We start from the raw sequence: 22,147 nt of genomic DNA on the forward strand, positions 1-22,147 counted from the left end.
GGACCGCAGCGGCCGGGCAGGACGCCGCTCCCCGAAGAAGGCAGTGGACCATGACCGGAAGCGATCCCCGTACGGCCTCCTCGGCAGCGCCCCTGACGGGGCCGGCCGCACCGTGCTGGGTCACCCTCATGACGCGGCACCGGGAGACCGCCGAGCGGTTCTACTCCCAGGTCCTCGGCTGGTCGTTGCGGCCCGGGCGGCTCGGGTCGGACTTCTCGGTCGCCTACCGCGGCCAGGTCCCGGTGGCCGGCCTCTTCGCCGTCTCCTCGGCGTTCCAGGTCGCGGTCGCCTGGACGCCGTACTTCGCGGTGGAGGACGCGAACGTGGCCGCCGCCCGGATCCGCGAGCGCAGCGGGACCGTGGCGGTGGGCCCGCTGACGCTCGGCAAGGGGCGCGGGGTGCTGGCCTCGGACCGGGACGGGGCGTCCTTCGGCCTGTGGGAGCGCACCGAACCCTCCACGTCGCCGGCGGCCCCCGCCGACCACGCGCACTCCTGGCTGCGGCTGCGGACCAGGAACGCCTTCGACGCGGCGATCTTCTACGGCGAGGTGCTCGACTGGGCGAGCGGGCGTCCGGGGAGCTGCGATGTCGCGTACGAGGGCGAGGAGGTCATCGTGCGCTGCGAGGGCCATCCGCTGGCCCGGATCAGTTCCGGGGCCGTGGAGGCCGCGGCCGACCCGCTGGTGCGCCCGCACTGGCAGGTCCAGTTCCCCGTGGAAGACCTCGCGGAGACGGTCGCCGCGGCCGAGCGGCACGGCGGCACCCTGGTCGAGGACCGCACCGGCTTCGAGGGCACCGAGGTCACGCTGCGCGATCCGGACGGCGCGCTGTTCGCGGTGACGGATGTGCGCAGCCCCGCCTGACCGGCCCTCAGGCCCGGTCGCTCCCCCGGTCGTCCCCATCGTCCGTGTCGTCCACGCGCGGACCGGAGCGCCCCTTGGCGACGGCCCACAGCGGGAAGCCGAACCAGCAGAGCAGGAACCACAGTGCCATGGCGCCGACCAGCCAGAGGGCCAGTTGGTTGTGCAGGGCGACACGCAGGATCAGCAGCAGCGTCGAGCACATGGTGCAGAACAGCAGGACCAGGCCGAGGACGGTCATGCGCGAGGCCCAGATCACCGTCTGGGGCTTCATCCGGCGGCCCGTGAGCAGCCGGTGGTACGAGACGGGGCCGATGAGCGTCGCCGCGGTCGCCGCGCCCAGCATCACGGTCACCACGTAGATGTTCCGGTCGACCTCCACCAGGTCCGTGAACCGCTCCTGGAAGACCACCGCGAGCATGAAGCCGAAGAGGATCTGCACCCCGGTCTGCGCGACACGCAGTTCCTGGAGGAGTTCGGACCACTGCCGGTCCGCCCGCTCCTCCTGGGTCTCCTCCCGGCCTCTGCCATGGGTCTCCGTCATCGGTGTTCTCCTCGTCTCGACCCGACCGGGGCGCTTATACAGACGTTCGATTCGGGACTACAGGTGCCCCGGCGGCGCGGGGCCATGCCCGAACGCACTCGACCCAGCTGTGCGGCGCGTCTAAGATCGCCACACGGCATCGCGCGTCGGTCACCGGCCGGGTGAGGCGTGGAGGTAGCCCGTGAGATGCCCGTTGGAGGCATTCCACCGTGTCAGTCGAGTTGAACCACACCATCGTCCATTGCAAGGACAACCGCGAGTCCGCCGAATTCTTCGCGGATCTGCTGGATCTGACGGTCGGCGAGGAGTGGGGCCCGTTCATTCCGGTCGTTCTCGCGAACAGCGTCACGCTGGATTTCGCGACGATTCCCGCCGCTTCGATCACCCCGCAGCACTACGCCTTCCTCATCTCGGAGGCGGAGTTCGACTCCGCGTTCGCGAAGATCCAGGCGCGGGGAATCGAGTTCTACGCCGATCCCCACAAGAAGCACCCCGGCGAGATCAACCACAATGACGGCGGGCGGGGCGTGTACTTCCCCGATCCCGGCGGTCATTGGCTGGAGCTGATCACCCGCCCGTACGGCGGCTGACCGGGAGCAGGAGTTCGGGGCGGTCCCACATCACCGCCGGCGGGCGCGCCCGGACCGTGCCGACGGGTTCGGCGCCGATGCTCCGGTAGAAGCCCTCGGCGGGCGGGTGGGAAACGATCCGGACGCCTGTGAGCCCGGCGCTCCGGGCCTCTTCCCGCAGATGGGCGGCGAGCAGCCGGCCGATGCCGAGCCCCTGGGCGGCGTCGGCGACGAACATCAGATCCAGTTCGGGCGGGTCGAGGAGCAGCGCGTAGAAACCGAGGACCTGGCCTGTGGCCTCGTCCGCGGCGATGAAGACCCGGTGTGCCTCGATGTAGTCCGGTCCGACCCGGTAGCCCGCGACCATCGGGGCGTACGGCCCCTCGTAGGCGCGTGACGTGCGGACCAGGCGGGTCAGCCGGGCGGCGTCGCGCGCCACGGCCCGGCGGATCACCACGTCGGCACGGTGCGGGGCGCGCCCGCTCCGTCGTCCTGCGCTGCTCGCTTCCATATGGCGATTATCAGGCACCGCTCTGCGGCGGCGGGTCTCAGGCGGTGCGGCGCTCCTCGCGCCAGCGGCGGACGGCCGCCTCGACGTCGAAGGGCTTCAGGTGCAGCGGCGGGCCCTCGGGGGGCATCCTGACGGCCCGCTCGATCTTCTCGTTCACCTCGGTCAGGATGCGCCGTACCTCGGGCTCGGTGCGGGCCGCGGCCACCGCGGCGGGGACGTCCTCCACCTCTCTGCGCAGGGCCAGTGCGGGCGGCAGCATCGACACGCCCTCCCGCTGCATCTTCTGCTTGATCCACCAGGCCTCGTCGTACGGGCGTTCCAGGCCGGCGATCGGTTTGCCGAAGCCGGGGAGCCGTGAGAAGTCGCCGCGCTCCTGCGCCTCGTGGATCTGTCGGTCGACCCAGGACTCGAAGCTGACCCCAGGTGGTTTGCGCTCCGTCATCGCGTGTCCCTCCGGCCTGCCGTCGATCCGACGCTTTTCACCCTACACAGGGCGGCGCGCGGAGCCTTCCGGCGCGGGAGGCCGCCTCGAACGGGGATCCGGGGGTACACGAACTCCTGCACGCCGTCCGGCGATTGCCGCCGGGCCCGGACCGAGAGGGGTTGACCACTGTGCGACAGCAGAGCTACGTACCGGCCGATGAACGTTGGGGGCGGTAGCCGTGACGACAGCGATCATCATCATCGCCGTGGTCGCCGTGGCGGCCATCGCCGCGTTCCTCCTCCTCCGTGGACGTCTCACCGGTGGCCGGGGGCTGCGCAGCCGCTTCGGGCCGGAGTACGACCGGGTGGTCGCCCGGCACGGCGGCGACACCGAGGCGGCCGAGCGGGAGCTCGGTGACCGGGTGAAGCGGCACGGGGCCATCGAGGAGCGCCCGCTGACCGAGGAGGCCCGCGCCCGCTACGCCGCCCGCTGGGCGGGCGCCCAGGAACTGTTCGTCGAATCGCCGGAGCGCTCGCTCACCGAGGCCGACGCGCTGCTGGCCGATCTGTCGCGCGAGCGTGGCTTTCCGGACGGCGAGAACTTCGAGGACCGTACGGACGCCCTCTCCGTGCACCACGCCGCCCATGTCGACGGATACCGCCGGGTGCACACCGCGCGGAACGGGGACGCGAGCACCGAGGACAGGCGCGAGGCCCTCATCGAGGCCCGCAAGCTCTTCGACGACCTGCTCGCGGGCGGCCCGTCGGGGCGTGAACACGGCAACCGGAATCTTGTGAAGGGACGGGGTACGTCATGACGCGCACACCGAACGACGGGACGGACGCTGTCGCCGGGACCGGACTCCCGAAGGGCGCCGGGCCCATCGACACGGGTACGCCTGTCAGGCGACCGGGCACGCCCGACCCGGCCACGAGGACGGTCACGGGCAAAGAGACCGATCCGGTCCGGCCGCCCACGACGGCCCCGGGCTCCGCAGGGCATGCCGAGGGGGCCCAGGAGACCTCCGTCGGCGGCACCCCGCACACCCCGGACCCCGCAGCCGTCAGGCCCCCGGAACCGCGCACGGCGCCCGGCGAAACGGGCCCCGAGGCCGGTTCCGACTCCGTGGGGCGGCCCTCCGGGGACGGCCCGGGACTGGGTAAGCCCTTGTTCGCCCCCGCCGAGCAGGAGGCCTTCGCCGCCCGGATCCAGCAGGCGGTGACCGGGTTCGTGGAGGACCCTCACCGGGCGGTGCGGGACGCCGACGCCACGTTCGAGGAGGTCGTCGCAGACCTCGGAGCCGCGCTGGCGGAACGCGGGCGGCTGCTGCGGTCCGGGAAGGACGGGAGCGGTGCGGACTCCGGGGCGGACACCGAGGATCTGCGGATCGCCCTTCAGCACTACCGCGACCTCACGGAGCGTCTCGTACGCCTGTGACGGGGCCTCGTACGAGCCGTGTGAAGGGGCCGGTCCGGCCGAGGGCTTCTCGGCCGGACCGGCCCCTTCGCACGTGGCGGCGCCTCGGTCGTCCGCCTCAGCCGCGGACCACCAGCCCCTCGCGCAGCCGTTCCAGTACGGCGTCGGGCACGCGCAGGCCGTTGCGGACGTAGCCGTCGAGGCCGCCCCACCGCTCGTCCATGGCATCGAGCGCCACATCGAGATAGCGCGGGCGGACCTCGATGATCGCCGCGGCGACGCCGGGGTCGCCGCCGCCGTCCAGGAACTTCGTCACCTGCGGGGCGAAGGCGGTCCGCAGGGCGGGGTTGACCGCGAGGAAGTCGGCGCGCACCGTCACGCGGGGCGCCCCCAGGATCATGAGCAGGACAGCCGCCGCCCAGCCGGTACGGTCCTTGCCCGCCGTGCAGTGGAACAGCAGCGGTCGGGCCGCCGGATCGGCCGCTGTCTCCAGGAAGGCCCGACAGGCGGCCGCGGCGCCCGGTGAGAGGACCATCTTGCGGTAGGTCTCGGCGAAGAGTTCCTCGGCCCGGCCGCCCCCGAGTGTCCGCTCGGCCTCGACCGGGTCCGCGAGCAGGGAGCGCAGCCGGGCGGGCGCCACGCCCGGATGGTCGCCCAGCACGTCGGCGACGAAGAGCCGGGCCCGGTCCGGCAGCCGGTCCGGGGCCCACTGGCGCTCGTCGGCGGTGCGCAGGTCCACGACGGTGCGGATGCCGAGCGCCGCCACCGCGCGGTCGCGTGCCGGGTCGAGCTCGCTCAGTTGCCCCGAGCGGAACAGGACGCCCTGCCGCACCCGGCGGTCACGCCCGAGGGCGATGCCTCCCAGGTCGCGCAGATTGACGACGGTGGCGGCCGGAACGGTCCGGGCGGTCTGCACGATGAACTGCCTCTTTCCCCGATGAATTCCAGGAATTCCCCATGACCAGGAACAACGTCGTGCGCGTCAGTCCGACAGAAGCCTGGTCTTCTGCTCCACGAACTCGGCGTCGGTGAGGATCTCGCGCTTCCACAGTCCGGTGAGCCGCTCCAGCCGGTCGATGATGTCGTCGCCCGCGGCCTCGTCCGCCTCCGCCCCGGGGGTCCCGAGGCGCTCGTGCGCCACGAACGCGCCGCCCGCCTCCCGGGCCGTCCGGGCGAGTTCCGTGGTCCACAGGTCCTCCCTGACGACGATCGCGACGACATCGCCCGCCGGTACGCCCCGGTCGAGCCGGTCGATGTCCTCCGAGCTCAGCACCGCCGCCGCCCCGCCCTCGGCCGTATCGGCGGGAATCACCCCCTCGGGGTCCAGCTCCCGCAGTTCCACGGGGGCCGGTGCTCCGCCTTCGGCCCGCCGGACGAAAGCCAGGTCACCGGCGCGTACGGCACCGGACGACACGGCTTCGGCGAGAGCGGGGGCGACCGCCCGGGAGAAGCGACCGCCGGGGAAGGCGATGACGAGGTGTTCCACAGGTCCGACGGCCACGGTCGCGTCCTCTCCGTATCCCGGCGGCCGCGGGGGCGCCGGGGTGGATACGGCATTCCAGGGATGGCATAAGAAAACAGGAAACTTCGCACATAATATGCATCAGTGCCCGAATTCATCTGATGTCGAGAATCGTCGTGTTGCCCTCGTCCGTCCGTCGAGCCGGTTACGCGACCGTATGTAAAGGATCAAGTACATGCCCGAGAGGGCAAGGTCACAGCACGTGCCCCTGCTGCTCCTTCGGCGCGCTGCCCTAGCATCTGAGCATGACGGTCCAGCCTGCTGACGGGCTCTCTCCGGCCGCCGCGTTCCCCGACCCTTCCCATGACCAGTGGCAGAGCCTCGTCGAAGGCGTACTGCGCAAGTCGGGCAAGGAAGTCACGGGCTCGGCCGCCGAGGAAGCGCTGTCCACCACACTGGAGGACGGGCTCACCACCCGCCCCCTCTACACCGCGAGCGACGAGTCGCCGGACACCGGCTTCCCCGGCTTCGCCCCCTTCACCCGGGGCAGCAGGCCCGAGGGGAACGCGGCGGGCGGCTGGGACGTGCGCCAGCGCCATGCCCTGACCGACCCGTCCCGGCTCAACGAGGCGCTGCTCGGCGATCTGGAGAACGGGGTCACCTCGCTCTGGTTCACGGTGGGCGGCCCCGCGGGCGTCCCTGTCGACGGGCTCGCGCGGGCGCTGGAGGGCGTGTACCTCGATCTCGCACCCCTTTCGCTCGACGCCCCGGCCGACCTGGACGCCGCCGCGACGGAGCTGCTGCACCTGTATGAGGAGCGCGGCGTGGCGAAGAGCGAGGCGCGGGGCACGCTGGGCGCCGATCCGCTCGGCCATGAGGCCCGGACCGGCGTCGAGGCGGACCTCGCCCCCGCCGTGCGCTGGGCCCAGCGGTGCGAAGCGGAGTACCCGGGGCTGCGGGCGATCGTCGCGGACGCGTTGCCGTACCACGAGGCGGGCGGTTCGGCCGGTGAGGAGCTGGGGCTCTCCCTGGCCACCGGTGTCGCCTATCTGCGGGCCCTGACCGCTGCCGGGATGAGCGTGGAGGCGGCCTGCGGGCAGTTGGAGTTCCGTTACGCGGCCACCGCCGACCAGTTCCTGACCATCGCCAAGCTGCGCGCCGCGCGCCGGCTGTGGGCGCGGGTCGCCGAGGCGTCGGGCGCTCCCGCCGCCGGGGCGCAGCGGCAGCACGCCGTCACCTCGCCGGTGATGATGACGCGCCGCGACCCGTGGGTGAACATGCTGCGCACCACGCTCGCCACGCTGGGCGCGGGGGTGGGCGGCGCGGACTCCGTGACCGTGCTGCCGTTCGATCACGCACTGGGCCTGCCGGACGCGTTCGCGCGGCGGATCGCCCGTAACACCTCGACGATCCTGATGGAGGAGTCGCATCTGGCGCGGGTCATCGACCCGGCGGGCGGCTCCTGGTACGTGGAGCGGCTGACCGACGAACTCGCCGCGGCCGCCTGGGCGTTCTTCCAGGAGACCGAGCGGGCGGGCGGTCTGCCCGCCGCCCTGCGTTCGGGGACGGTCGCGGAGCGCCTGGCCGCCACCTGGGCGGCTCGGAGCGCGAAGCTGGCGCGTCGCAGGGAACCGATCACCGGGGTCAGCGAGTTCCCGATGCCCGGTGAGCGCCCGGTGGAGCGCGAGCCCGCCCCCGACGCCTACGCCGGTACTCCGGGCGGTCTGCCCCGGGTCCGCCGCGACGAGGCGTTCGAGGCGCTGCGCGCCCGGTCGGACGCGCACCTCGCGGCGACGGGAAGCCGCCCGAAGGTGTTCGTCGCGGCGCTCGGTCCGGCCGCCGCGCACACCGCGCGGGTCTCCTTCGCCGTCAACCTCTTCGGGGCGGGCGGGATCGAGGCGGTGCACGACCCGGTCTCCGTGGACGCGGTCACCGCCGCCGGTGCGCTGGCCGCCTCCGGGGCGTCGGTCGCGGTGCTCTGTTCGTCGGACGCGCTCTACGCCGAGCAGGCGGAGCCGGTGGCCGGTGCGCTGAAGTCGGCGGGTGCGGCGCAGGTGTTCCTCGCGGGGCGCCCCGGCGAGTACGCCGATGTCGACTCCTATGTCTTCGCGGGCTGCGACGCGGTCGCCGTTCTCACCTCCGTTCTCGACCGCATGGGAGTGGCGTGATGCCGACCTCGCCCACGGACCGCACATCCTCCGTTCCCGACTTCTCCGACGTGCCGCTCACGCCTCCCGCGTCCGCCGGTTCCCCCGCTTCGGCCGTTTCGGCCGTTTCGGCCGGGGAGTGGCAGGCGACGGTGACCAAGGCGGCCGACCGTGCCGAGGCCCCGCTCTGGGAGACGCCCGAGGGCATCACGGTCAAGCCGCTCTACACCGGTGAGGACCTGGAGGGCCTGGACGCGCTGCACAGCTACCCGGGCATCGCCCCGTACCTGCGCGGCCCCTACCCGACGATGTACGTCAACCAGCCCTGGACGATCCGCCAGTACGCCGGTTTCTCCACGGCCGAGGAGTCCAACGCCTTCTACCGGCGCAACCTCGCGGCCGGGCAGAAGGGTCTGTCAGTCGCCTTCGACCTGCCGACCCACCGGGGCTACGACAGCGACCATCCCCGGGTGACGGGGGACGTCGGCATGGCCGGGGTGGCGATCGACTCCATCTACGACATGCGCCAGTTGTTCGACGGTATTCCGCTGGACCGGATGTCGGTGTCGATGACGATGAACGGCGCGGTGCTTCCCGTGCTGGCGCTGTACATCGTGGCCGCCGAGGAACAGGGCGTACCGCCCGAGAAGCTGGCCGGGACCATTCAGAACGACATTCTCAAGGAGTTCATGGTCCGCAACACCTACATCTATCCGCCGTCGCCCTCGATGCGGATCATCTCCGACATCTTCGCGTTCACCTCGCAGAAGATGCCCCGGTACAACTCCATCTCGATCTCCGGCTATCACATCCAGGAGGCCGGGGCGACGGCCGATCTGGAGCTGGCGTACACGCTCGCCGACGGCGTGGAGTATCTGCGTGCCGGACAGGAAGCGGGCCTGGACGTCGACGCGTTCGCGCCGCGCCTGTCGTTCTTCTGGGCGATCGGGATGAACTTCTTCATGGAGGTCGCCAAGTTGCGGGCGGCCCGGCTCCTGTGGGCGCGCCTGGTCAAGCAGTTCGACCCGAAGAACCCCAAGTCGCTTTCGCTGCGCACCCATTCGCAGACCTCGGGGTGGTCGCTGACCGCCCAGGACGTGTTCAACAATGTGACGCGTACGTGCGTGGAGGCGATGGCCGCGACGCAGGGGCACACCCAGTCGCTGCACACCAACGCGCTCGACGAGGCGCTGGCGCTGCCCACCGACTTCTCGGCGCGGATCGCCCGTAACACGCAGCTCCTGCTCCAGCAGGAGTCCGGCACCTGCCGGGTCATCGACCCGTGGGGCGGCAGCGCGTACGTGGAGAAGCTGACGCGGGACCTCGCGGAGCGGGCCTGGCAGCACATCGAGGAGGTCGAGGCGGCCGGCGGGATGGCGAAGGCCATCGACGCGGGCATCCCCAAGCTCCGGGTGGAGGAGGCGGCCGCACGGACGCAGGCGCGGATCGACTCGGGTCGGCAGCCGGTGATCGGCGTGAACAAGTACCGGGTGGAGACCGACGAGCAGATCGACGTGCTCAAGGTCGACAACTCCTCGGTGCGCACGCAGCAGATCGAGAAGCTGCGCCGGCTGCGCGAGGAGCGCGACGAGGTGGCGTGCCAGGAGGCGCTGCGGGCGCTGACGGCCGCCGCCGAGAGCGACCCCGGTCCGGGTCTTGAGGGCAATCTGCTGGCACTCGCGGTCGACGCGGCGCGCGCGATGGCCACGGTCGGCGAGATCTCGGACGCGCTGGAGAAGGTGTACGGCAGGCACGCGGGGCAGATCCGTACGATCTCCGGTGTGTACCGCAAAGAGGCAGGAGAGTCCCCTTCCGTGGACCGGACCCGTGCGCTGGTCGACGCGTTCGAGGAGGCGGAGGGCCGTCGGCCGCGCATCCTGGTCGCCAAGATGGGCCAGGACGGCCACGACCGGGGTCAGAAGGTGATCGCCACGGCCTTCGCCGACCTGGGCTTCGACGTGGACGTCGGCCCGCTGTTCCAGACGCCGGGCGAGGTGGCGCGGCAGGCCGTCGAGGCCGACGTGCACATCGTGGGCGTCTCCTCGCTGGCGGCGGGTCACCTGACGCTGGTGCCGGCGCTGCGCGAGGAGTTGGCCGCCGAGGGGCGCGAGGACATCATGATCGTGGTGGGCGGGGTCATTCCGCCGCAGGACGTCGAGGCCCTGCACGAGGCGGGCGCCGCCTCGGTCTTCCCGCCGGGGACGGTGATCCCGGACGCGGCCCACGACCTGGTGACGCGGCTCGGTGCCGCGCTCGGCCACGAGCTGTGAGCCGCTGACCGGATGGCTGCGAAGATCGACATCGACGGTTATGTGCAGGGAGTGCTCGACGGGAAGCGGGCGTTCGTGGCGCGCGCGATCACGCTCGTCGAGTCGACACGGGCCGAACACCGGGTGCTGGCCCAGCAGTTGCTGAGCCGGCTGCTGCCGCACGCGGGTGCGGCCCGGCGGATCGGGATCAGCGGGGTGCCGGGCGTGGGCAAGTCCACGTTCATCGACGCCCTCGGCACGATGCTCACCGGGCTCGGCCACCGGGTGGCGGTGCTGGCGGTCGACCCGTCCTCCAGCCGTACGGGCGGCTCCATCCTGGGCGACAAGACCCGGATGGAGCGCCTGGCGGTGGACCCGGCCGCGTTCGTGCGCCCCTCCCCCACGGCGGGCACGCTGGGCGGGGTGGCCAAGGCGACCCGGGAGTCCATCGTGGTGATGGAGGCGGCGGGGTACGACGTGGTGCTGGTGGAGACGGTGGGCGTCGGGCAGTCGGAGACGGCGGTGGCCAACATGGTCGACACGTTCCTGCTGCTGACCCTGGCCCGTACCGGCGACCAGTTGCAGGGCATCAAGAAGGGCGTTCTGGAGCTGGCCGACGCCATCGCGGTGAACAAGGCGGACGGCCCGCACGAGCGCGACGCCCGCTCGGCGGCCCGCGAACTGGCGGGCGCGCTGAGGCTGATGCATCCGGCGGACGCGGCCTGGACTCCGCCGGTGCTCACGTGCAGCGCACGCGAGTCCACCGGGCTCGACACGCTGTGGGACCGGCTGGAGCAGCACCGTACGGTTCTGGAGTCCACCGGCCGGCTGGCGGCCAAGCGCCGCGACCAGCAGGTGGACTGGACCTGGGCCATGGTCCGGGACGAGCTGCTGGACAGTCTGTACAGCCACCCGGCGGTGCGGAAGCTCGCGCCGGAGCTCGAACAGCGGGTCCGGGAGGGGACGTTGACGGCGACGCTGGCCGCCGAGGAGATCCTCGGCGCGTTCCGCGGCGGATCGGGCACGTCCGCCTGAACGCGTCGGCGCAGGTGCGGAAGAGGAAGTGGACCGAGGGGCCCCCGGACGGAGGGGCCCCTCGGCGTTCGCGGGCGCCCGTGACGGACGCGGGGGTGGGGCGGGCGGGGCGTCAGACGGCGGCCGTGGGCACGCTCACCCTCGGTACGACGACGGGTGCGCCGTCGGAGGTGGCGGTGAGGATCTCCGCCTCGATGCCGTAGAGCTTCTGGACGAGCGCGGCGTCCACGGTCTCGCGGGGCGGCCCCGAGGCGACGATCCTGCCGTCGCGCATGGCGACCAGGGTGTCGGCGTAGCGCGCGGCGGCCGCCAGGTCGTGGACGACCATGACGATGGTGCGGCCCTCGGCGGCGACCTCGCGAACCAGGTCCAGGACCTCCACAGCGTGCCCGATGTCGAGGGCGCTGGTGGGCTCGTCGAGCAGGACGACGGGGGTCTCCTGGGCGAGGGCCATGGCGAGCCAGCAGCGCTGACGCTGGCCGCCGGAGAGCTGGTCGAGGCGGCGTCCGGCCAGAGCGGCGGTGCCGGTGGCCTCCAGGGCGCGCGTGACGGCTTCCTCGTCCTGCGTCGACCACTGCCGGAACAGCCCCTGGTGCGGATGGCGTCCGTACCGTACGAGTCCGGCCACGGTGACCGCTTCGGGAGCCTGCGGGGCCTGGGGCAGCAGGGCGATGCGGTGGGCGGCGTCGCGCTGGCGCAGCTGCCAGATGTCGGCGTCGCCGACGAACACCGCGCCGGAGCGCGGCTGATGGAGGCGGGCCATGGAGCGCAGGAGGGTCGATTTGCCGCAGCCGTTGGGGCCGACGATCGCCACGACCTGACCGGAGGGAACCGTCAGGTCGACCTGATCCACGGCGGTATGACCGGCGTATCCAGCGGTGAGCTGTTCGACACGGATTTCCACGGAGACCGGCCTTTCCGAAGGACTTGGACAGCATTTTGCCCGATGACGCTAAAGTAAGGCTAACCTTAGCTCGCTCACGAGCCGACGGCCGCATCCGCGCGACCGTTCGATCGTCGACGCTTCATGTCCCGTTGAACCCGGAGCTCTTGATGACCCTGCACAGCCGTCCCGCCCGCACCGCCGCCCGAAGAGCGGCGCAAGCCGTCGCCGCACTCGGAGCCGCCACCCTGCTCCTGACGGCCTGCGGCTCGGACTCCGACTCGGGCAAGTCCTCCGGGGACAAGGCCGGCAAGGCGGACACCGCCTCCTCCCAGACCCGTACGGTCAAGGACGCCACGGGCAAGGCCGTGGAGATTCCGGCCGAGCCCAAGCGCATCGTCACGCTGACCCAGGAGGACCTGGACGCGGTCCTGGCGCTGGACATCAAGCCGGTCGGCATCACCAACGGGCAGGGCCTGGACAAGCCGCCGGCCTACCTGGCGGACAAGGTCGAGGGCATCAACGTCGTCGGCAACCTCCTCCAGCCGGTCATGGACAAGGTCGTCGCCGCGAAGCCCGACCTGATCCTCGCCGGTGACATGCAGGACGAGCAGGTGCTCAAGCAGCTCCGCGAGATCACCCCGGCCACGCTGGTGACGATGGCGCCGGCCGATGACTGGAAGCTGTTCTTCCGGGGTGTCGGCAACGCCGTCAACAAGCTCGACGCGGCCAACAAGTTCATCACCGACCACGAGGCCGCCGCCAAGGCCGCCGGGGAGAAGCTCGGGAAGAACAAGGGCGCCGAGGTCTCCATCGTCCGCTGGAACCCGGACGGCCCCAGCTGGATGGAGAACAAGCAGTTCGCCAGCGGCGTCGCGCTGGAGATGGGGCTGAAGCGGCCCAAGTCCCAGGACAAGGACGGCAACGCGCACACGCCGTCGCTGAGCCTGGAGAAGATCAACGAGATCGACGGCGACTGGCTGTTCCTCTCGACGCTGACCTCGGACGGCGAGAAGGCGCTCAAGGACGTCCAGTCCAAGCCCGCCTACAAGGAGCTGGGCGCCGTCAAGAACGGCCAGGCCGTGACCGTCGACGGCTCGGTCTGGTCCACGCGTGGCGGCCCGCTCGCGGCGGACGTCGTCCTGGGCGACTACGTCAAGGCGCTCTCCGCCAAGTGACCTTCGGGTGACGGCGACGCCGTGCGGCCCGGACCGGGATCCCCCGGTCCGGGCCGCACGGCGTCGGTCCCGCCTCTCAGGTCCTGGCGGCGGCGAAGTCGGCGGCCGTCCACGCCATGCCCACCGCCCCGTCCAGGAGGGCCTGTTCGGCCGCCGGGGAGATCGCCGCCTCGGCGAAGGCGGCCTCGTGCGGGCCGCAGGCTCCCCCGCTGATGTCGAGCACCGGGTGGATGGACGGCACCACGTGCGAGACGTTGCCCATGTCGGTGCAGGCGAACGGCGGGCGCTCGACCGGTTCGGCGCGGCCCAGCTCGCGGGCGTTGGCGGTCCAGAGCCGGATCAGCTCCGGGTCGCCCCGGAAGTCCAGGTAGTCGGGCTCGGGGCGCTCCAGGGTCACGTCGCAGCCGGTGGCGAGCGCCCCGGCGCGGAAGCAGTCCTCGACCCGCTGCCGCAGCTCCCGCAGGTCCTCGGCGGCCAGCGCCCGTATCTCGTAGGTGGCGGTGGCCCGGTCGGGGATCGCGTTGGGTGCGGTTCCGGCGGCGGTGGTGATGCCGTGCACCCGCCACTGCGGGGGCAGTTGCTGTCGCAGGAGCCCCAGGGCGACCTGGGCGACGGTCAGGGCGTCGGCGGCGTTGCGGCCCTCGTGCGGGTTGAGGCTGGGGTGCGCGGCGCGGCCGGTGTAGGTGACGTCGAGGGTGCCGAGCGCGAAGGACCGGAAGTCGGCCATCTCGAAGGGGCAGGGGTGCACCATCATCGCGGCGTCGACCCCGTCGAACGCCCCGGCGTCCAGCAGCAGCGCCTTGCCGGCTCCGCGCTCCTCGGCGGGGGTGCCGATGACCCGTACGGTCAGGCCGAGTTCGTCCGCGTACGGGGCGAGGCCGAGGGCCGCGCCGACTCCGGCGGCGGCGATGAGGTTGTGCCCGCAGGCGTGGCCGAGGCCGGGCAGCGCGTCGTACTCGCAGGCGATGGCCACGGTGACGGGTCCGGAGCCGATCGTGGCGCGGAACGCCGTGTCCAGGCCGTGGGCGGGTGCGGTGACCTCGAAGCCGTGCGCGGCGAGGAGTTCGGCGCAGAGCGCGGCGGACTTGTGCTCCTCGAAGGCGGTCTCGGGCTCGGCGTGCAGGCGCCTGCTCAGGTCCAGCAGGGCCGGGGCGTGGACGGCGACCGCCTCCCGCACGGCGGCCCGGAGTGCCCGGACCCGCTCGTCGGCCCCTTCGCCGACCCCTTTGCCGGCAACGTCGTCGGCCCGCGTCTCGGGGTGTGGGGCTGCGGGGACGGTCATGGGCTCTCCTGGCGTTCGGGACCGCCCCGGGGCGGTCGCCTGCACTGTCGGAAATAGGTTAACTTAGCCTTACCTAAGTGTGCACCGTGCCCGTTGGCCCGGTGTCCGTTGTCTTCAGGGGAGTCGTCACACACATGCATGAGCGTCCGAACCGCCCGACCAGCACTTCGGCAGCGCACCTTGGCGGCGCACTCTCCCCCGGACTCCCCCTTCTGTCGGCCCAGTCGGGCATCTACTACGCGCACCAGCTGGCACCCCTCGGCACCGAGTTCAACACGGCGGACTGCGTGGAGATCGACGGGCCGCTCGACGCCGGACTGTTCGTGGAGGCGCTGAGACGGGCGGTGGGTGAGGCGGAGACCCTCGCCCTGCGTGTGTCGGAGACCGACGGCGTGCCGATGCAGCGGATCGTGCCCGCCACCGAACCCGTGGTGCACCGGCTGGAGATGACCGAGGCCGAGGCCGAGGCGTGGATGCGGGAGGACCTGGCCCGGCCGGTGGACCTCACCGCCGACGGTTCGCTGATGACGCAGGCGCTGATCCGGATCGGCGAGGGGCGTCACCGGTGGTACCAGCGTGTGCACCACATAGCCGTCGACGCCTACGCCCTCTCCCTCGTCGGGCAGCGGGTCGCCGAGCTCTACCGGGCGCTGGTGGCCGAAGAGCCGCTGCCCGAGAGCCGGTTCGCCCCGCTGAGCGAGCTGACCGAGCAGGAGGGCTCGTATCTGGTCGGTGAGGAGTACGCGGCGGACCGGGCGTTCTGGTCGGCCCGGATGGCGGGCTCCTCCGTGGCCGTGCCCGACCGCTCCCCGCTCGCCGCCCCTGCGGGAGAGGCACCGGACGGCGGTCGCCCCCACCGCACCACCGACCTTCCCGCCGAGACCCTGGAGCGGCTGTCCTCGGCGGCCCGTGCGGCGAAGGCGACCTGGGCGGAGCTGGTGGTGGCCGCGACCGCCGGTCATCTGCACCGGCTCACCGGCACCGAGGACGTGGTGCTGGGCCTGCCGCTGACCAACCGGCGGGGGCCCGCGGCCCTGCGCACCCCGGCCATGACCGTGAACGTGCTGCCTCTGCGGATCGCCGTGCGCCCCGGGGACACCGGGGCCGAGCTGCTGCGCCGGGTGGTGCTGGAGATCCGTGAGGTCCGCCGCCACCAGCGTTATCCGCAGGCGGACCTGCGCCGCGATCTCGCCCTGGAGTCGGCCGAGACCCCGCTGACCGGCCCGCTGGTCAACGTCAAGCCGTTCGACGGCGCCCTGGACTTCGCCGGGACCACCGGCACCGTGCGCAATCTCGCCGCCGGCCCCGTGGAAGGGCTCGCGGTCGGCGCGGCCCCCGGCCCGGACGGCGGCCTCCGGCTCACCCTGGACGCCGACCCCGCCGCGTACGGCCCCGCGGACCTCGCCGCCCACGAGGCCACCTGGCTGCGCTATCTGGACGGGCTGGCCGAGCTGCTGCTGACCGACCCGACGCGGCCGATCGGCACCCTGGACCTGCTCACCGGCGACCAGGTGCGCGACGTCACGTCCGGCCGCACCGAACCCGCCGCCGCCCTCCCCCTTCCCCGGTCGTTCAGCGCGCAGGCGGCCCGGACGCCCGACGCCGTCGCCGTGCGCTCCACCGTGGCGGGCACCTTCCGGGGCGCGACCGCGGAGACAAACTCCGGGGTGGATGCCGGGGCGGACGCCGGAGCGCGCCCGCGCACGGAGCCGGGAGCGGGCGCCGCCGAGGCAGCCGCCGCGCCCGGGGCTCACCTCACCTTCGCCGAACTGGACGCCGCCTCCGACCGCCTGGCCCACCTGCTGCACGGAATCGGCACGTCCGCCTCCGGTCTGCCGGGCGGATCCGGCGGCACCGAGAACGCGGGAAGCACGGGAGGTGCCGGCGGCACCGTGGCACTGGCGCTGCCCCGGACCGCCGACATGGTCGTCGCGCTGCTGGCCGTGCTCAAGGCGGGCCTGGTCTGCCAGCCGCTCGACCTCGGCCACCCCGCCGCCCGCACGCTGGCCGTTCTGGAGGACGCGCGCCCGCTGTGCGTGATCGGCACGGCGGAGACGCTCGCCGCGCTGCCCGAACACGGGCTGCCGACGATCGCGCTCGACGCCCCCGCCACGGCCGCCGCCCTCGCCGCCGGCCCCGACGGGCCGCTGCCCGCCGGGCCCGCGCTCGGTGACCCCGCCTATCTCATCCACACCTCCGGTTCCACGGGCCGCCCCAAGGGCGTCCTCGTCAGCCACGCGTCGCTCGCCAACCTCTGCGCCGGGCACGGCACGGACCACATCGCCCCGGCCGTGGCACGGACCGGCCGGGAGCGCCTGCGGGTCGCGCACAGCGCCTCGTTCGCCTTCGACGCGTCGTGGGACCCGCTGCTGTGGATGGTCCACGGGCACGAGCTGCATCTGCTGGACGACGCCGCCTACCGGGACCCGGCGGCCCTCACCGCGTACGTCGACGCGCACCTGGTCGACTATCTCGATGTCACCCCCTCCTACGCCGAAGCGCTGCTCGCCGAAGGCCTGCTGGACGAGGGCCGCCACCACCCGGCCCACATCGTCGTCGGCGGGGAGACCGTCCCCCCGGCCCTGTGGGAGCGGCTGACCGAGGCGTCCGCCGTGCACCCGGTCAACCTCTACGGGCCGACCGAGACGACCGTCGACGCCTACTACTGGGTGCCGGGAGAGACCGCCTCCCGTCCCGACGGCCGCCCCGTGCGCGGCTCACGCGTCTACGTCCTGGACTCCTCCCTCCGTCCCGTGCCCGCCGGTGTCACGGGTGAGCTGTATGTCGCGGGGGCCTGTCTGGCCCTCGGCTATCTGGGCCGCCCCGACCTGAGCGCCGAGCGGTTCGTCGCGGACCCGTTCGGTGCGCTGCACGGCGAGCCCGGGAGCCGCATGTACCGCACGGGCGACCTGGTGCGCCGGCGCGCCGACCACACGCTGGAGTTCCTGGGCCGCAGCGACGACCAGGTGAAGATCCGCGGATTCCGGATCGAACTCGGTGAGATCCAGGCCCGGCTGACCGCCCACCCGCAGGTCGTGGCAGCCGCCGTCATCGCCCGCGACACCGGCCGGGGCAAGCGACTCCTCGCCTACGCCGTGCCGTCGAAGGACGCCGCCACGCCGCCCGCACCGGGCGAGCTGCGCGACCATCTGGCCGCCGCACTGCCCGAGCACATGGTCCCCGCGACCGTGACGCTGCTGGACGCCCTCCCCCGTACCGCCAACGACAAGCTGGACCACCGGGCACTGCCCGATCCCGAACCGCTCTCCCCCGCCGCCGGGGCGGAGACCGCCGGCGAGAGCAACCCGCACACGGAGATCGTGCGGGGTCTCTACGCCGACGTGCTCGGTATCGCGGAGCCCCCGGCCGCCGAGGCGGGCTTCCTGGACCTCGGCGGGCACTCCCTGCTCGCCGCCCGGCTGGCCGCCCGCGTCCGCGAGCACTTCGCCGTCCCGTTCTCCATCGCCGACGTCTTCCACAACTCCACCCCGGCGGCGCTCGCCGCGCAGGTCCGCACCCGCAGCGGCGCGGGCACCGCTTCCGTACCGCTCTCCCCCGTGCCCCGCACCGGTCCCCTCCCTCTCTCCCCGGCCCAGCAGCGGCTGTGGTTCCTCCACCGCCTCGAAGGCCCCAGCCCCACCTACAACATCCCGCTCGTGCTCAACGTCAACGGCCCCCTGGACCGGGACGCACTCCAGCTCGCCCTGCACGATCTGGTGGACCGTCACGAGACACTGAGAACGGTATATCCGCCCACTGACAACGCGTCCGGAAACGGCCCCGGAGCCGACGGGGACGACACCCCCCACCAGCTGATTCTTCCTCCGGGTCATGAGGCGGCCCGGCCGGTGCTGCACCTCGCGGAGCCGGGCAGCGATCTCACCGAGGCCGTCCGCCACTGCTTCGACCTCGCCACCGAGCCGCCGCTGCGCACCGTCCTCTTCGGCGACGGGCCCGACCACCACACCCTGCTCCTGCTGCTCCACCACATCGCGGGCGACGGCGCCTCCACCACTCCCCTGGCCCGCGACCTCGCCACCGCCTACACCGCGCGCCTGGCGGGCCGCGCCCCGGAGTTCACGCCCCTGGCCGGCCAGTACGTGGACCACGCGGCCCGGCTCCAGCTGCTGCTGGGCTCCCCGGCCGAGCCGACCGCGCTCGCCGAGGCCCAGCTCGCCCACTGGCGCGAGGCGCTCGCCGGGCTGCCGGACCAGCTGGAGCTGCCCGCAGACCGGCCCCGGCCGCCGGTGGCCACCTCGGCGGGCGACACCGTGCCCTTCGCGCTGGACGCCACGGCGCACGAGGCGCTGCGCCGGCTCGCCCGGGCGCACGGGGCGACCGTGTTCATGACCGTGCAGGCCGGGCTCGCCGCGCTGCTGACCCGGCACGGCTGCGGCACCGACATCCCCCTCGGCACCCCCGTGGCGGGCCGCGACGACGACGCCACGGCCGGGCTCGTCGGCTTCTTCACCAACACCGTGGTCCTGCGCACCGACACCTCCGGCGATCCGGCCTTCGGTGACCTCCTGGACCGGGTGCGGGCGACCACGCTCGCCGCGTACGAGCACGACGCGCTGCCGTTCGACCACCTCGTCGAGGCGCTGAACCCGCCGCGCTCGCTGTCCCGGCACCCGCTGTTCCAGGTGATGCTGGCCTGGCAGTCGATCGCGGACGCGCCCGTCGCCCTCGGCCCGGACACCACCGCGCGGCTGACCGCCGTGCCGTCGGGCACCGCGAAGTTCGATCTGACCCTGAACGCGGGCGAGCTGCCCGGCGGCGGGATCGGCGGTTTCCTGGAGTTCCGCACCGACCTCTTCGACCGGTCGACCGCCCAGGCCCTGGCGGACCGGCTGTCCCGGCTGCTGACGGCCGCCGCCGAACGGCCGGAGACGCCCGTCGGTCTGCTGCCCGTGCTGGGTGAGGACGAGGTGCACCGCGCCCTGGTCGAGGCCAACGGCGTGCCGTCGGGCGACCGGCCCGCGCCGCTCAGCCTGGCCGAGGTGTACGGGGCCGCCGCGCGCCGTCACCCGGAGCGGGTGGCGGTCAGCTGCGAGGGCGACTCGCTCACGTACGCCGAACTGTCCTCCCGGGCCCAGTCGCTGGCCCGGCTGCTGGCGGACCGGAACATCGGCCCCGGTTCGATCGTGGCGCTCGCGCTGCCGCGCTCCCTGGACCTGGTGGCCGGGCTGCTCGCGGTGTCGCTGGCGGGGGCCGCGTATCTGCCGATGGACCCGGACTACCCGGCCGACCGGCTCGCGTACATGCTGGACGACGCCCGCCCGGCGGCGCTGATCACGGACGCGGCGACGGCCGGACGGCTGCCCGCGCACGACCTGCCGCTGATCACGGTGGACGAGGCGGCCGGATTCCCGGACGGGCCGGTCACCCAGGCGGACCGTACCCGGCCGCTGACCCCGCAGGACCCGGCGTACGTCATCTACACCTCGGGCTCCACCGGGCGGCCCAAGGGAGTCGTCGTCACCCAGCACAATGTGACGCGGCTGCTGACGGCGACCGAGCACTGGTTCTCGTTCGGGCCGGACGACGTGTGGACGCTGTTCCACTCCTACGCCTTCGACTTCTCCGTGTGGGAGCTGTGGGGCGCGCTGCTGTACGGCGGCCGGGTCGTCGTCGTGCCGCATGTGACCAGCCGTGACCCGCAGGCCTTCCTCCGGCTGCTGGCCGAGGAACGGGTGACCGTCCTCAACCAGACGCCCTCCGCCTTCTACCAGCTGGCCGCCGCCGACCGGGAGGCCCCCGGTCACGAACTGGCCCTGCGGTACGTGGTGTTCGGCGGGGAGGCGCTGGAGCTGGGGCGGCTCGCCGACTGGTACACCCGCCACCGGGAGAACGCGCCGACGCTGGTCAACATGTACGGCATCACCGAGACGACCGTCCATGTCTCGTATCTGGCGCTGGACCGGGCGACCGCCGCGTCCGCGGTCTCCAGCACGATCGGGGTGAACATCCCCGACCTGCGCGTCTACGTCCTGGACGACCGGCTCCAGCCGGTGCCGCCCGGGGTGACCGGCGAGATGTACGTCGCCGGTGAGGGTGTGGCGCTCGGCTATCTGGGCCGCCCGGACCTGACGGCGGGGCGTTTCGTCGCCGACCCGTTCGCGCATCTCTTCGGGGAGAGCGGGCGGCGGATGTACCGCTCGGGCGACCTCGCCCGGCGGCGCGTCGACGGCACGCTGGAGTACTTCGGCCGGGGCGACCAGCAGGTCAAGATCCGCGGGTTCCGCATCGAACCGGGCGAGATCGAGGCGGTGCTGGCCGCGCACCCGGAGGTCGCCGATGTGGCGGTCGTGGTCCGCGAGGACCAGCCCGGCGACAAGCGGCTGGTCGGATACGTCGTCCCCACGCCCGGCACGGACCCGGTCCCGGCGGCGCTGCGCGAGCACGGAGCCGCCACGCTGCCGGTGCACATGGTGCCCTCGGCGGTGGTGGTGCTGGAGAGGCTGCCGCTGACGGGCAACGGCAAGCTGGACCGCAAGGCGCTGCCCGCCCCGGGCGTTCCGGTGACCGCCGGTGGCCGCGCGCCGCGCACGGTCCGCGAGGAGCAGCTCTGCTCGATCTTCGCGGAGGTGCTGGGGCTGCCGTCCGCCGGGGTGGAGGACAACTTCTTCGATCTGGGCGGGCATTCGCTGCTCGCGGTGCGCCTGGCCGGGCGGATCAGGTCGGCGTTCGGCATCGAGGTGTCGATCGGCACGGTGTTCCAGGCGCCGACGCCCGCCGCGCTGGACGCGGCGCTGGACGTCTCTCGCGAGGAGGACCCGCTGGATGTGCTGCTGCCGCTGCGGCCCGCCCGCCCCGGCGACCGGGCCCCGGTTCACTGCGTGCACCCGGCGGGCGGTCTCAGCTGGTGCTACGCCGGCCTCATCCGTCATCTGCCGGCCGATGTGCCGATCTACGGGCTCCAGGCCCAGGGCGTCGGTGAGGCGACGGCGGACGAGCCGCTGCCCACGACGCTGGAGGAGCTGGCCGCGCACTACGCGTCCCGGATCCGGGAGGTCCAGCCGGAGGGGCCCTACCGGCTGCTCGGCTGGTCGACCGGCGGCATCATCGCGCACGCGATCGCGGCGGTGCTGCAGGAGGCGGGCCAGGAGGTCGAGTTGCTGGCGATCCTGGACGCGTACCCCGCCGAGGGCTTCCGCGACCTGCCGGTGCCCGATCAGGCCGAAGCCCTCGAATCGCTGCTCACGATGGGCGGTTACGGCCCCGAGAGCCTCGGGGACAAGGAGCTGAACACGGCGAACGTGGTGGAGGTGCTGCGCCGCGAGGGGTCCCCGCTGGCCGCGCTGTCCGCCGCGAAGATCGAGGCGCTCGGCGAGGTGTACCTCAACACCAACGACCTCGTACGGGCCTACGACCACCGGGTGTTCCAGGGCGATGTGCTGTTCTTCCGGGCCACGGTGGACACCATCGACGACACCCTGACGCCCGAGACGTGGACCCCGTACGTGAGCGGGCGCATCGACAACACGAATGTCGCCTGCTCGCACAAGGACATGACCCTGCCCGAGCCGATCGCGCACATCGCGCGCGTGGTCGCCGACCGACTGACCGAGCTGGAGAAGTGACACC

The 22,147-nt window shown here is 72.8% G+C and carries 16 protein-coding genes; 9 read left to right on the top strand and 7 right to left on the bottom strand.

Going from position 1 to position 22,147, the window contains the following annotated elements:
• Positions 1-50: 50 nt before the first annotated feature.
• The gene (locus tag IE140_RS28650) at positions 51-863 is read left to right on the top strand and encodes a VOC family protein (RefSeq protein ID WP_150194856.1); all 813 of its coding nucleotides are present in this window, start codon (positions 51-53) and stop codon (positions 861-863) included.
• Positions 864-870: 7 nt separating this feature from the next.
• Here IE140_RS28650 and IE140_RS28655 read toward each other — a convergent pair whose 3' ends face one another.
• Positions 871-1,404 carry a DUF6328 family protein gene (locus tag IE140_RS28655; protein ID WP_109177392.1) on the bottom strand — a complete coding sequence of 178 codons (534 nt, stop codon included), beginning with the start codon at positions 1,402-1,404 and terminating at the stop codon, positions 871-873.
• A gap of 209 nt (positions 1,405-1,613) precedes the next feature.
• Between IE140_RS28655 and IE140_RS28660 the strand changes: the two genes are divergently transcribed.
• Entirely contained in the window at positions 1,614-1,994 is a 381-nt protein-coding gene (locus IE140_RS28660; RefSeq protein WP_093445414.1) for a VOC family protein, read from the top strand.
• Here the strand turns inward: IE140_RS28660 and IE140_RS28665 are convergent.
• Together IE140_RS28665 and IE140_RS28670 are read right to left on the bottom strand one after the other, a co-directional pair.
• The gene (locus IE140_RS28665; RefSeq protein ID WP_032765922.1) at positions 1,972-2,484 is read right to left on the bottom strand and encodes a GNAT family N-acetyltransferase; all 513 of its coding nucleotides are present in this window, start codon (positions 2,482-2,484) and stop codon (positions 1,972-1,974) included. The two genes, IE140_RS28660 and IE140_RS28665, sit on opposite strands and share 23 nt — an antisense overlap.
• Positions 2,485-2,521: 37 nt before the next feature.
• Positions 2,522-2,926, bottom strand: coding sequence for a DnaJ family domain-containing protein (locus tag IE140_RS28670; RefSeq protein ID WP_150194854.1), 405 nt, complete (start codon positions 2,924-2,926; stop codon positions 2,522-2,524).
• Positions 2,927-3,146: 220 nt separating this feature from the next.
• Here IE140_RS28670 and IE140_RS28675 point away from each other — a divergent pair, with 220 nt between their 5' ends.
• Positions 3,147-3,725: a hypothetical protein gene (locus IE140_RS28675; RefSeq protein ID WP_150194852.1), complete on the top strand. Its 579-nt coding sequence runs from the start codon at positions 3,147-3,149 to the stop codon at positions 3,723-3,725.
• Positions 3,722-4,345: a hypothetical protein gene (locus tag IE140_RS28680; RefSeq protein ID WP_150194851.1), complete on the top strand. Its 624-nt coding sequence runs from the start codon at positions 3,722-3,724 to the stop codon at positions 4,343-4,345. The genes IE140_RS28675 and IE140_RS28680 overlap by 4 nt, the downstream gene beginning before the upstream one ends.
• Before the next feature lie 97 nt (positions 4,346-4,442).
• Here IE140_RS28680 and IE140_RS28685 read toward each other — a convergent pair whose 3' ends face one another.
• Positions 4,443-5,240 carry a tyrosine-protein phosphatase gene (locus IE140_RS28685; protein WP_093445419.1) on the bottom strand — a complete coding sequence of 266 codons (798 nt, stop codon included), beginning with the start codon at positions 5,238-5,240 and terminating at the stop codon, positions 4,443-4,445.
• Between the two features lie 66 nt (positions 5,241-5,306).
• A complete protein-coding gene (locus IE140_RS28690; RefSeq protein ID WP_150194850.1) occupies positions 5,307-5,825 on the bottom strand; it encodes a DUF6325 family protein in 519 nt (172 codons plus the stop codon).
• Between the two features lie 266 nt (positions 5,826-6,091).
• Here IE140_RS28690 and IE140_RS28695 point away from each other — a divergent pair, with 266 nt between their 5' ends.
• Genes IE140_RS28695 through meaB form a run of 3 tightly spaced genes read left to right on the top strand, consistent with a single transcriptional unit; the run spans position 6,092 to position 11,217 of the window.
• On the top strand, positions 6,092-7,954 hold the full coding sequence (locus IE140_RS28695; protein WP_150194849.1) for a methylmalonyl-CoA mutase family protein: 1,863 nt from the start codon (positions 6,092-6,094) through the stop codon (positions 7,952-7,954).
• Entirely contained in the window at positions 7,954-10,203 is a 2,250-nt protein-coding gene (gene scpA, locus IE140_RS28700) for a methylmalonyl-CoA mutase (RefSeq protein ID WP_150194848.1), read from the top strand. Before IE140_RS28695 ends, scpA begins: the two co-directional genes overlap by 1 nt.
• A 12-nt stretch (positions 10,204-10,215) precedes the next feature.
• On the top strand, positions 10,216-11,217 hold the full coding sequence (gene meaB, locus IE140_RS28705; RefSeq protein WP_150194846.1) for a methylmalonyl Co-A mutase-associated GTPase MeaB: 1,002 nt from the start codon (positions 10,216-10,218) through the stop codon (positions 11,215-11,217).
• Between the two features lie 112 nt (positions 11,218-11,329).
• On the opposite strand, the gene IE140_RS28710 is transcribed toward meaB, so the two are convergent.
• Positions 11,330-12,121 (bottom strand): ABC transporter ATP-binding protein, encoded by a 792-nt coding sequence (locus tag IE140_RS28710; protein WP_150197272.1) that lies wholly within the window; start codon positions 12,119-12,121, stop codon positions 11,330-11,332.
• A gap of 149 nt (positions 12,122-12,270) precedes the next feature.
• Here IE140_RS28710 and IE140_RS28715 point away from each other — a divergent pair, with 149 nt between their 5' ends.
• Positions 12,271-13,278, top strand: coding sequence for an ABC transporter substrate-binding protein (locus IE140_RS28715; RefSeq protein ID WP_093445425.1), 1,008 nt, complete (start codon positions 12,271-12,273; stop codon positions 13,276-13,278).
• A gap of 76 nt (positions 13,279-13,354) precedes the next feature.
• Here the strand turns inward: IE140_RS28715 and IE140_RS28720 are convergent, their stop codons facing one another.
• Positions 13,355-14,560 carry an amidohydrolase gene (locus IE140_RS28720; protein WP_150197274.1) on the bottom strand — a complete coding sequence of 402 codons (1,206 nt, stop codon included), beginning with the start codon at positions 14,558-14,560 and terminating at the stop codon, positions 13,355-13,357.
• Between the two features lie 134 nt (positions 14,561-14,694).
• Here IE140_RS28720 and IE140_RS28725 point away from each other — a divergent pair, with 134 nt between their 5' ends.
• Positions 14,695-22,143 carry a non-ribosomal peptide synthetase gene (locus tag IE140_RS28725; protein WP_150197276.1) on the top strand — a complete coding sequence of 2,483 codons (7,449 nt, stop codon included), beginning with the start codon at positions 14,695-14,697 and terminating at the stop codon, positions 22,141-22,143.
• Positions 22,144-22,147 lie beyond the last annotated feature (4 nt).

Origin of the sequence: Streptomyces parvus, assembly GCF_014648875.1 — a bacterium.
GTDB classification, from domain to species: Bacteria; Actinomycetota; Actinomycetes; order Streptomycetales; family Streptomycetaceae; genus Streptomyces; species Streptomyces parvus.